Source organism: Pseudomonas sp. MWU349 (genome assembly GCF_017947325.1).
Lineage (GTDB): Bacteria > Pseudomonadota > Gammaproteobacteria > Pseudomonadales > Pseudomonadaceae > Aquipseudomonas > Aquipseudomonas protegens.
In genome coordinates, this window is record NZ_JAFEVP010000001.1 from 1294010 (window position 1) to 1305511 (window position 11502).

The window sequence follows — 11502 nt, forward strand, 5'->3', positions numbered from 1 at the left end:
TGAAGCTTAAGCATCCAGTAGTCGAAGATCTTTGAATACTGACCGCAATAAGATACGCCCCCCTACAATGAGCTATAGTCGAAAAACATGAACACTTGAATCATTGAAGGCTTCTTGACTTCACGTCAAAGTTGATAGAGATGAAAGCGATGACGTATCATTTCGCCAGCAATATGCCAAAATTTTACAGAGCGAACAGAATACCATTCTTAGCCCGCAACACGCTTTAAGAAATACTTCAGTCGCGTCGAAACCCAACCCAGCAACAAACGCCCGCCCGGCACATGGCAATTCACACATGCCGCCATATACAGTGCATAGTACTTCACACTTCTTTGATAGCCCAACACCTCGCCGGCCAGTTTCAATGCAAGGGCCGGATCTTCATTCAGTTGCCGGAAGGCTTCGCCTGCAACATAACGCGCTTTGGCCTGAGCAATTAGTGGCGATAACTCGCGGCGCTCGGGGAATTTCTGCTGGAATAGATCGAGGGCCTTCAGGGACTCGGTGAGCAACTGATAGGTCAGGCGGCTCGCACCACCGGCATGCTTGCGATAACGAGCCAATACCTTGTCAAGTTTGCGCAGACGCCCCTGCATGGAAATTTCCAGAAAGAACAGCCAGTCGCTAACTGTCTTCAAGCGTTCGTCATAGCCACCTTGGGGCAACGCTGTACGCCGTAGCATGATCGAGCACCCCCCTGGAATGCCGCCCTTCAACAGCAGATCCTGACAGCTGTAAACATCTTCTCGCGGGTGCTGATTGGTTACGAAAAAAGTCTTTCCTGTATCAGAATCGAAGATTTCAACCGGGTGATAGCACAGAACGCACTCAGGATCGCTCTCCATCAGCGCTACCTGGCTGGACAGCTTACCGGGCAGCATCAGGTCGTCGCCAGCGAATAGCGAAACATAGTCGCCGGTACATTGATTAAGGGCTATATTACAGTTTCGAGTCACCCCAACGTTCTGTTCGTTGAATATGGCCCTGATCTTTTGCGGAAAGCGCTCGGCATATTCGCGAATGATGGCTTGAGTTTTGTCCTTCGAGGCATCATCAGACACAACGATCTGGATATCGGCATGATCCTGCTGAAGAATCGAGTCCAGCGCGGCGGCAATGTACAGCTCCGCGTTGTATGTTGGCATCATTACGCTAACCACAGCCATACTAGAACTTCTCCCTTTGGCAGCCGCATCACTACGGCGACGCCTTATTACATTTTAGTTATGTAGCGCGAAGCAACTATTACGGAAAAAACAAAATAGATCAGATAATTGACGATGAATGCATACATAGAACCAATAAGTCCGAACTGCTGGGTAAGCAACACCACCAAGATAAAATAGGTGAGACCAAAAACCACTTCCGAAATAAAGAATATTCGTGTCATAGCTTTCGCCAGCATGACATAGGACAACAAAAAGGCCGCCACTTTGACAACGTCACCAATCAATTGCGGCGCATAGAGGTATAACGCCCCGTGGAAATCGTTAGAAAACAGGATATTGGTCACTAGTTCACGACACCAATAAATTATCAACGCAGAGAGCGCGACCAGTGGCATAAGGACAAGGAAACCCTTGCGGATTTCATCCTTGAACTCCTGGCGTTCAGTCAGCGCCGATAGCTTCGGCAGATAATAGACACTGATTGCCATAGTGATGAACAGCAAATAGGCTTCGGACACCTTGGACACCGCCTGCCAGTACCCCACCTCCTCCCATGAAAACTCCCCCGCGAGGTAGTTACGTACCGCGATCTGGACGATTGGCGCCATCAGCGCTGAGGTCAGCGTCATCAGGGAAAAACGGGCAAGGCGGGAAAAGCTCTGGCGATCAGAGTTCCAGACAATGTTCGACCAACTGAAGTAACCGGCGCATTTGTAGGCTGAAAAACTGATAAGCAGCAGCGCGGCCTGACCTATAACAAATGCTAGTAGTACGCCATCAAGCTTGTAGTAGTAGCCCAGCACTGACGGCAGCACCACCCCCAAAGCGGAGCCGGAGACGTGAATCAGCGCTAGGCGCTTGACATCCATCATGCCGTTGACGGTAGCAATGACCAGGTTGTGCATGGCGACGAACATCTGCGCTATCGCCAGAACCACAATCAGCCACTGAAACTCCTGGCTTTCCAACAGCAAGTCGGCGATGGTGCGGCTGAACAGCAACACCAAAACACACATACTCAGGGATGCGATGAGGGTGAAGCTGAACGCCGAGCTGAGTAGAATCCGGACCTTTTCGTTATCCCCCTTGTATTCCGCAAGATATTTGACGACGCCAGGTCCAACTCCGCCGCCGGCGAATACCACGAGCAACGCGGTTAGGCTCATAAACTGCCCGAGCTGGGCAACACCCTGTGGCCCTGAAAGCACGGCCACCAGCTTCATTACGATAAAGCCCGACAGCAGCCGGGCCGCCGTGGCGATCGCCGTGAGAATACTTGTCTTGAATATATTCAATGGACTGTGGACCAAAACCAAAAAAGGTCGGGCGTTCCCCCTCCCGACCAGTGACGTGATGTCAGGAGAATGCGTTGATCGCACGCACCACTGTGGCGATTTCGTCGTCGCTCATTATAGGACTGATCGGCAGACTCAGCACTTCACGATGGATGGTCTCGGTAGTCGGCAGGGAAAGCGAGCCATAAGCAGCATAGGCTTGCTGCTTGTGCGGAGGGATCGGATAGTGGATCAGGGTCTGCACACCTTGCTCGGTAAGAAACGTCTGCAACTCGTCACGGCGCTCGCAACGAACCACAAACAGATGCCAGACATGTGCGTACTCATCCACCACAGCCGGCAACTGTATCAAGGCGTTGTTGATGCCAGCGCGATAAGCATCGGCCACTTGGCGCCGAGCGGCGATTTCACTATCCAAGTGTGCCAGTTTGACTTTTAGCATGGCGGCCTGGATTTCATCCAGGCGGCTATTCACGCCCTGATATTGATTTTCGTACTTCTTGTAGCTGCCATAGTTGCCCAGACCGCGGACCACCTTCGCCAGTTCAGCGTCGTTGGTCACTAAGGCGCCTGCGTCACCCAGCGCGCCGAGGTTTTTCCCCGGGTAGAAGCTGAAACCAGTAGCGTGCCCCCATGACCCCGCCTTGCGGCCATCGATGCTGGCACCGTGGGATTGTGCAGCGTCTTCCAGGACTAGCAGATCGCGCTCGTGCGCCAGATCCATTATGCCCGGCATATCCGCCAATTGGCCATACAGGTGCACCGCTATAATGGCTTTCGTCTTCTCGGTCAGCGCGGCGTGCACACCGGTGGCTGACAGGTTGAAGGTAGCCGGATCCGGCTCGACGAACACCGGTACCAGGCGGTTCTCGGTAATGGCCAGCACACTGGCTATGTAGGTATTGGCGGGTACTATGACCTCATCTCCCTCACGCAGGCGGCCCATTTCCTTCCAGGCGCGCAGGGTTAGGGTCAAGGCGTCTAGTCCATTGGCTACGCCAACACAATTACTGGCACCACAGTAATCGGCAAACTCACGCTCGAACGAGGCGAGCTCCTGGCCTCCGATATACCAGCCGGAATCAATGACCCGGGCACAGGCTTCTTGCAGTTCGCTAGCGTAGGCCGCGTTGAGTTTTTTCAGATCGAGGAAGCTAATCACTTTATGCTGATCTCGTAAAAGTCCAGAACCATTCCACGCGCGCCAAAGCTCTCCTTCTGGTTGATCAAACCGGAGTTCAATGTCTTGCCTGCATCTTCTGTGGAAATACCAAAACTGAAGTACTTGGCACCGCTGCCTTCGCTTTCGCGAATGCAAGTCTCGATCAGGGCGTCCAGGGCCCCCATGTCCTTGCCCTCATCGTTAGTTGCAAGATACTGGGTATGGGTCACCTGCCCGAAGTGGAATAGCGCCGCCCCTGCCACCAGCCGACCTTCGTGCCAGGTGGTCTTGAGCTCAATATTCTTCGGGAATCGCGACTGTAACAAACGCAATTCATCCGCTGTGTGCACTGGTTTTGCGCCGTGGCGCTCCAGGGCTTCACCTAGCAGAGTGATGAATGCATCCCAATCGTTTGACACCGTCGCGTCAAGGCCCAGCTTGGCAGCTCTTGCAATCAGCCATTTGCGCCCCTTGGACAGTTTGGGTCGGCTATCAAGGTGGATCACGCTAGACAAATCACGACGCACCAAGCGGGCACCGAAGTGAGTCAGGGCGTACAGATCTTCCTGCGCGCCCTGATTGGCGAAGGCATAAGGAATGGTTTTGTAAAGAATGCGTTTGCAACCGGAATTACGAGCATGAGTGACCAGTGCTTCGAATACTTGAAGCACGGTGTTAGCCCGCACCTTGGCGTTGAATACAAGGCCGCCGAACGTCAAGCCGCCATGACTGACCAATTCGCCACCGCGCTGCGACGCCGGGAGAACGGCAACCAGCTTGTCCTCCTCGTAGAACATCAGCGACGCATCTTTGAATCGGTCGGCGTGGTACTCCATGAAGTTTCGTTTGAAGAAGAACAGAGGGGTGCGAGCAGCTTCAACCCACTCATCCCATTCCTGCCGAGCTTCAGGTTGATAGACAACGCATTTCATTCTGCCAGCAACTCCGCCACACCAAAGCCTTCACTACCCATGTTGTTTCCGTTGTAGAAACAGAAGGTGCGCGAACCTGCGGTTACCAGGCGCGGATAGCACAGGTGGCGATTATCGAAGCCAGACTCGGAAAGTGCCAGACCAAAAGTCTCATCCTTTCGCTCCCAATGTACGCCGTCAACCGAGTAGGCAACGCCCGGGAAGTAGTCGTCACCACTGGTTCCTCCCTTAGTGTAGAACATCATGTAACCAGTAGCAGTCTTATATACTGAAGGCCGGCCTATGCGGTACTCGTCGCCCTGGACATCCACGCATCGCGTGCCTCGCGGAGCAAAAGCACGACCATCGGGAGATTCGGAATACCAGATGTTGTACTTCGGATAGGGTGTGCCATTGATCATCTGCCAATCATCACCAACGGCATACCAGATCTTCCACACACCGTTCTCATATAAAGCAGTGTGCACTGCACGAATGGTATTGCCTTCGATGGAGCGATCCAGGACCGGAGCCTCGCTGACGCGCTGGAACGTTTCCCCTCCATCGCGGCTTTCAGCCAACCCCGTAAACGCCAGGAACTTGGCACGTTTAACCAGTTGGAAACCCACGTAATACATACGCAGGAGCTCGCCATCACGAACCACATCACCCATGATCACGCCATTATCATCGAAACAGCCGTCCCGACCGCGATCCAGCACCGGCTTGTCGGATACTTTGATGACCCGCGTGGGGTCCTGGCTGTCTACGTCGACATAACCGATTCGGCTGATGCCATCATCATCGCGGAAACCCGCATAGATGCGAATGATCCGTTCGTTCAGCAGAAAGGGGGTCGGAGTCAAGGCTGAGTTTCTGCGCCAAGCTACACTCCCATCCTGAGAGAACACCAACCCTAGCTTTTTCCAGTTCATGAGGCTTCCTAAAACTTGACCTTGAGTGCACTTTTCTTGGGTAGCTCCTGAGCCGGGGCGCCATAGTAAATGCGCTCCGGCTCCTGCAAGTGCTTGTTTACGAGCGAACCAGAAGCCACCACGCAATCACGTGCGATATTGATCCGGTCGTTAATTGTCGCGTTGACGCCAATGAACGAAGAGCTACCGATCCGGCAATAACCGGAAACGACTACGTGGGAAGACAAAAAACAGTTGTCTTCGATCACCGAACGATGACCGATGTGGTTGCCACTCCACAGAATCACGTTGTTACCAATCTCGACGAAAGGCTGGACGGTGTTGTGCTCAAAGATAAAGCAGTTATCGCCAATTTTTGCATTGCGCCAGACGAAGGCGCGAGAGCTGATATAGGTTGCGCAGGTATACCCAAGCTCCTTCACTGCCAGATACAGACGGGTACGCAGTCGGTTCAGGCCAGAAGCGGGAATTGCCACGAAGGCTTCATGTGTTTCGGCAGGAAAGTGCTGCTGCAAGTCCTCGAATGCTACGATCGGCAGATCATACAGGGATTCCTCCTGCAGATAGTCACGCTCGACAGCAAAGCCAACAACTTCGTAGGAGGAGTCGTAGGTGAAGTACTCGTACGCGATCATTGCGAGCTCGCCAGCTCCAACAATAACTAGTTTATTATTTTTTTCCATTGGCAACCTCCTTCACAAAATCCTCGTAATTACGGATGTAGTCCGATTCATCGTAGTGCCCACTAGCGAGTACCATCAGCACGCAGTCTTCACTAAAGTCGTGCATTTCTCGCCAGATAAGATTGCGAATAAGGACACCCTTGTTCGGCTCGTCTAGCCAGACATCCTGGCGACTGTGGCCGTCGTCCAAGGTCATCCGACATTTGCCGGAGACACAAATGGCCAGTTGCTGCAGATCGCGATGGGCATGAAAACCGCGACTGACGTCAGCCCGAGTACCGAAAATGTAATACACGCGCCTGATAATAAAAGGCACGTTATCAGCGCATTCAAGCGAAATCAGGCTACCGCGCTCATCACCGATCACCCGGAATTGCTGAAGCAAAACATCAGAGTGTGAAGCTGGCACATCCACACCGTCGAAATCCTTGAATGCAGGAGCCTGACGGTCCTTCTCACTAACATTCAGCTCATCAATACCAGGCCATTGGATGGCCAGGTCAGGGTCATCCCATGCGAGGCTACCCTCACTCTGCTTGCTGTAAATGTCAGTGGTCTTGTAAAGGAAGTGGGTATCGTCTTCGAGGGCAATGAAACCATGAGCAAAACCTTCGGGAATCCACATCATCTTGCGATTTTTTGCAGTCAGTTTCTCTCCGACCCACAGTCCATAGGTGGGCGAATCTTTGCGGATATCCACGGCAACGTCCCAGGCAGCCCCATTTATTACACGAACAAGCTTGCCTTGCGCACGTGGTGCGAACTGGAAGTGTAAACCTCGTAGTACACCTTTCTTCGAGCTGGAATGATTGTCCTGAATGAACGGGCGAGGATGCGGAAGCCCCAAGGCTCTCAGGTGTGCATGAAATGCAGGTTCGTTGAAGGTCTCCATAAACCAGCCGCGATCATCGTCAAATACATCAGGCTCGATAACAACGACATCAGGAATCCTTGTCTGGGTAAGTTTCAAAAACAATAGCTCCATTCAATATGCGAAGCATATTTTACCGGCCCGTAGCCTAGCCCCATGAAAGCATTCAGGAGGATCGTGCGAGACCACGAGACGACACCATCGTAGGTCGGCGGCGCCCCCTCATCGACCGTTAAAAGGCCCGACTACGGCGCAAAATGCAGAATTATAGAATGAGCCGCCACTCCACTGATACCATTAAAACGTGGTGAGACGACAAGACAAGCGCTCTGGTACCTATTCAGTCATGCACCAGCGTCTTGGTAGGAGTCACATGCAGCGCCGAGACAGGGTTGTCCAACGTAGCAGGACTGACGACGACCGTTTTTCTACTGCAAATGAGATATCGCAACAAGGCAATAGAAATACCAAGAATCAGTCCTAACACTCCGCCCAGCACAATCAGGAGGGATTTATTAGGTTTGATTGGCGATACCGGCTTTACGGCATAGCGGTCGATATCCACTAGCTGTAACGCTTGACTATCGAAAGTCAATGTTGAGAGACGCAAACGCTCGCTACGCTGCCCTTCGACATTGGCTAGGAACAGATCCTCATTGGAGCGCTTCTTGAGCATTTCAACTTCACGGTTATCTTGCAGCATTTGTAACTCGTGGAAAATTTGCGCCACACGCCCCTCTGTAAACTCGTCCGATTTACGCTGAAGCAGCGCCCTACGCTCAGCTTCCAACGCTTCGACCCCCATAAAGTAAAGCGGAATCTGCTGATAATTTACCTCGGTACGAATCACGTTCGTCGGATTCTTGTATGCAGTATCCCCCAAGGCGGAAGGTGCTGTGGGCTTGATAATGCCAAGCGAGCGAGCAATGTTGATCGATTCAGTGAGTTGAGTAATTCGGTAATTGCGGGCAGTTTTCAATTGCTGACGTAAAGCACTAAGCTCGTCCTGAAGTTGCGCACGGCGGATGGCGTCAGTTTCCTGAAGACGAGCAATTCGAGCGCGCTTATCAATGTCATAGGCCGCACGCGCAGCGTCCAGAGCCTTGTCGATTTCACCAATGCGGTTCTTAAGAACCACATCAAAGTCGCCCGCGATACGCTGCCGCTCGGCACGCACGACAAAATCCACGAAGCTGTTGAGCACTTGAGCTCCATCCAAATCACGAGAATAATTAAGCTCCAGTGATATCGATGGAGGTAAGCTAACAGCCTTCGTTCCATCATCAACTTTCACTCGCAGGAAATCACGATTGAAGTCTTCGAAGTTTTGCTCAAAGCTGTTTCCTGTTCTTTCCAAGCCTTTGAAAAGGTCAATATTTTCGCGATAGAACGCCAGCCTAACCTCATATGACTCCATTGCTCCGGCAATTTTGAAAAGTGCCGACTCAGGCGAAATGGAATAAATCCCTGAGTGGTTGAGCGAATCGAGGTGTTTGATGGAAACAGGCCGCAATACACTGGTTACCCGGTACTCCGGGGTCGCAAGAAATGCATAAATGCCGGCACACAGAGCCATGCTACCGGCCAGCTGAAGAATCAGAAGCTTTTGCTTCCAGACTGAACCTATCAAGGCATAGAGGTCGATTTCAGCTGGTGCTGAAGAGGACGGAAAATGATTGATGCTGCTCACTATCAGGCCTACCTTGGAATTTTATACGTATCCGTGTCGACCTCTTCCGCTTTCTAAGGTCTAGCGAAGCCAACAGCTTTTTACTTTAATAAAAACAGCTCGCATTCTGCCAGCATCACGAACCTTTGCAAGAAAAAAGCCACTTTCTCGTCACCTTTTCCGATCAAAAAAATAAGTCACCTAACAAGGCCCGTCAAGGCTAACGGCAAACGTTTGCGATCTGAATCGCCATGGTTTTTTTAGACGCCTCGTAAGCTCGTTGCGTAAAGTTTTCGAACTCAAGACTGTCCCCGACACCGTAAGCGTTGTCATGATAATTGCCTCGGCGACTCGAACCTCTGAGAGAGAAAACCTTCAAGACACGCCAGCCTCACCATCCGTAGACCACAACTCTCCGCCCTCTCGCAGGTCGTCATGGACTTTGCCATAGCTATAAACACCAGCACTCTAATCTCCTGATGCGCTCTTGATCAAATCGGGCGATCGCTCTTAGAAGTTAGGTGCCCCCCCTAATCAAATACGCTAGACCGCCGGCCTCTTTTTCCCAAGCCCCTCGTCACGCCGGCAGAGCATGTTCCCAAGCCATATATCCTCCTAGCGATCGACGACGATCCGTAATTCTTGATCGTGCTGTCCAAGACCCTGACCAGAGAATATTAGGTGCTACTGGCCAAGAACAGCGATCGTGGCCTGACGCAGGCTCGTAATGCCAGGCCGGACCTGATCATCCTCGATATCCTAATGCCCGAGATGGAATGCTTCCAGGTGCTCATCGAGCTCAAGAGTCAACGGGCAACCGAATCCGGAGTCGATGACCCGGTTAGCGCCCCAACAAGTCACCGCCACTGCCTTGACTTTCTGCAACAGCATCACGTTCTGACTGATGGCGCTGCCCAGGGTCTGGCGACAAACTCGGCCTCGACCATATGTGCCGCCTTCGACTCCCAGAGACGCTGTATGCGCGGTTCCACCGCCAGGCTGGCGCAAGAGCTTGACCCCAAGGCCGATGTCGATGCGATTGGCGGTGTGCGCCGCCAGGTATTCGTGCAAGCCCTTGAACAGCACCTCGAACAGGCCCACCACCACCAGGGTCATCACCAGCACGTCGAGGGTCGACAGCGCCCGGTGCACCATGACCTTGTCCATCACCGCCTGGAAGAACAACGGCGTCGCCAGGGCCAGCGCCTGCAGCAACAGCGAGCACAGCAGCACTTCGCCGAGTATCCGCCGATGGCGCAGCAGCTCCGGTACAAACCAGGACAGATCGAAGCGCAAACCGCGCTTGCACAGGCGAATCACCTCCCCGCTCCACTGCTCGGCCAACTGCAGGCGATCGAGCATGTCCGGGGTCGGCATTGAAGGTCGCTGCACCAGCGCCTGGGTGTCCGAGAGCCGCGCCAGCAACATGAATTCGCCGCTCTGATTGCGCCAGGCAAGGGGCAGCATCTTCGGGGTCAGTCGGGTCAGCGCCAGGCGTTCAAGGTGCAGATCGACACCGGCGTTGCGTGCGTAGTCCCTGACCGCCTGGCGCAGGTCCCGCGAAGGATTAGGGTCCAGGGATTGCGGGCCGCGGCTTGCGGTAAAGGCTGTCCCGCAAATGCCCCGCATGTTCATACGGCGCATGCAGAGAACCCTGGCCCCAGGCTGGAGAGGGAGGCGAGAGTGGCGAGGCTACTGATATTGCGCTGCCCAAGGCTGTTCAACGTGAGTATCAGCGCGTACCAGTAGCTGCCCTCACCGGTTGCACCAGCCGTGAACCGCGAGAGCAATCTCAGCGGTCAAAATAATCCATCAAACCCAACCGTCTCTGCACATAACCCTCTAATCTTGGCGGCATGTTTTGCAGGTCGTTACGGGTCGGTCTCTGCACGTGTCGAATACGCAGCGTTAATCCGAGAGCATGAAATGCCACTGTCTGTTGAGTTACTGCCATGACTCAAGTGAGTCAATCGTTGCGCCAGTGGGGGGTGCTGATCCTGACGCCGCTGCTCACTCTGATGGCCTGGGTGCCTTCGGTGTCTGGCGCAGAGTCCCTTCGCTTCGACCTGTACATTGCCGAGGCGCCGCCTTTATCGATGCTGGAGCAGACCGGCCTGCATGGCATCGTCGGTGATGCGACGTCGGCAGCGGCGACCCGGGCCGGTTATACGCTGCATTTTATCGAAGTGCCCTGGGCACGAGCCCAGCAAAGCGTGCGCAAAGGCGTCGACAAGCTGATCATTCCGCTGTCGCGCACGCCGGAAAGAGAAGCCGATTACACCTGGATCGCGCCCATCATGACCATGGACAGAGCCTTCTTCAGCCTGCACACGCGCGTCGAAACCCTACAGCAGGCACGGGAAACCTTCGCTCGGATCGCCGTTGGCCGAGGCAGTGCCCAAGAGCAGAAGCTTCGGGCTGAAGGCTTTGGCGACAACCAGATCTATCCGTTTGAAATTGGCGAGAACCCGGCGCAACTGCTGCTGATGGGACGGGTCGACGCCTGGTTCAACGGCATTCCCGAAACCCATAGCATCTGGCGCAAGGTGTCGACTCAGCCGTTGCAGGTCAGTCCGGTCTTTATGAGCACCGATCTGTACCTGGCCTGCTCCAGAAACTGCAATGCGACACTGGTGCGCAAGCTGCGCGCGGCGGTCGAGGGGCTGCGCAAGGACGGCACGCTGGAGAGAATGCGAAAATCCTACCTCGACGCTCCCTGACCGGCCCCTGTGCTGCGCAGAGCCCGGGGCGCGTTGGCATAGCCGGCGTCCCGATCCGGCAAGCCTCTGCAAAGCACCGCCGCG

Annotated in this window: 9 protein-coding genes and 1 pseudogene; 1 reads left to right on the forward strand and 9 read right to left on the reverse strand. The window is 53.9% G+C overall.

Annotation, left to right across the window (positions count from 1 at the left end; genetic code table 11):
- Window positions 1–209 precede the first annotated feature (209 nt).
- The 9 genes and pseudogenes from KCG88_RS05655 to KCG88_RS05695 all read right to left on the reverse strand — a co-directional run.
- Entirely contained in the window at window positions 210–1169 is a 960-nt protein-coding gene (locus tag KCG88_RS05655; protein WP_210711932.1) for a glycosyltransferase, read from the reverse strand.
- A gap of 47 nt (window positions 1170–1216) precedes the next feature.
- Window positions 1217–2467 carry an O-antigen translocase gene (locus KCG88_RS05660; RefSeq protein ID WP_210711933.1) on the reverse strand — a complete coding sequence of 417 codons (1251 nt, stop codon included), beginning with the start codon at window positions 2465–2467 and terminating at the stop codon, window positions 1217–1219.
- A gap of 61 nt (window positions 2468–2528) precedes the next feature.
- Complete coding sequence (locus KCG88_RS05665; protein ID WP_210711934.1) at window positions 2529–3629, reverse strand: DegT/DnrJ/EryC1/StrS family aminotransferase; 1101 nt, start codon at window positions 3627–3629, stop codon at window positions 2529–2531.
- Entirely contained in the window at window positions 3626–4561 is a 936-nt protein-coding gene (locus KCG88_RS05670) for a GNAT family N-acetyltransferase (RefSeq protein WP_210711935.1), read from the reverse strand. The genes KCG88_RS05665 and KCG88_RS05670 overlap by 4 nt, the downstream gene beginning before the upstream one ends.
- The gene (locus tag KCG88_RS05675) at window positions 4558–5475 is read right to left on the reverse strand and encodes a hypothetical protein (protein WP_210711936.1); all 918 of its coding nucleotides are present in this window, start codon (window positions 5473–5475) and stop codon (window positions 4558–4560) included. The genes KCG88_RS05670 and KCG88_RS05675 overlap by 4 nt, the downstream gene beginning before the upstream one ends.
- Before the next feature lie 8 nt (window positions 5476–5483).
- Complete coding sequence (locus tag KCG88_RS05680) at window positions 5484–6158, reverse strand: acetyltransferase (protein WP_210711937.1); 675 nt, start codon at window positions 6156–6158, stop codon at window positions 5484–5486.
- On the reverse strand, window positions 6145–7128 hold the full coding sequence (rfbC, locus tag KCG88_RS31185) for a dTDP-4-dehydrorhamnose 3,5-epimerase (RefSeq protein ID WP_210711938.1): 984 nt from the start codon (window positions 7126–7128) through the stop codon (window positions 6145–6147). Before rfbC ends, KCG88_RS05680 begins: the two co-directional genes overlap by 14 nt.
- Before the next feature lie 241 nt (window positions 7129–7369).
- Window positions 7370–8719: a Wzz/FepE/Etk N-terminal domain-containing protein gene (locus KCG88_RS05690; protein ID WP_248766242.1), complete on the reverse strand. Its 1350-nt coding sequence runs from the start codon at window positions 8717–8719 to the stop codon at window positions 7370–7372.
- 807 nt (window positions 8720–9526) lie between these two features.
- Window positions 9527–10342: pseudogene (locus KCG88_RS05695) on the reverse strand (ABC transporter transmembrane domain-containing protein); the annotation flags it as partial.
- 308 nt (window positions 10343–10650) lie between these two features.
- On the opposite strand from KCG88_RS05695, the gene KCG88_RS05700 reads away from it, so the two are divergent.
- Entirely contained in the window at window positions 10651–11418 is a 768-nt protein-coding gene (locus KCG88_RS05700; RefSeq protein ID WP_210711939.1) for a transporter substrate-binding domain-containing protein, read from the forward strand.
- Window positions 11419–11502 lie beyond the last annotated feature (84 nt).

Coding starts and splice junctions, on each gene's coding strand:
- KCG88_RS05655 (WP_210711932.1), bottom strand. CDS start 1,169: ATGGCTGTGGTTAGCGTAATGATGCCAACATACAACGCGGAGCTGTAC.
- KCG88_RS05670 (WP_210711935.1), bottom strand. CDS start 4,561: ATGAAATGCGTTGTCTATCAACCTGAAGCTCGGCAGGAATGGGATGAG.
- KCG88_RS05675 (WP_210711936.1), bottom strand. CDS start 5,475: ATGAACTGGAAAAAGCTAGGGTTGGTGTTCTCTCAGGATGGGAGTGTA.
- KCG88_RS05680 (WP_210711937.1), bottom strand. CDS start 6,158: ATGGAAAAAAATAATAAACTAGTTATTGTTGGAGCTGGCGAGCTCGCA.
- KCG88_RS05700 (WP_210711939.1), top strand. CDS start 10,651: ATGACTCAAGTGAGTCAATCGTTGCGCCAGTGGGGGGTGCTGATCCTG.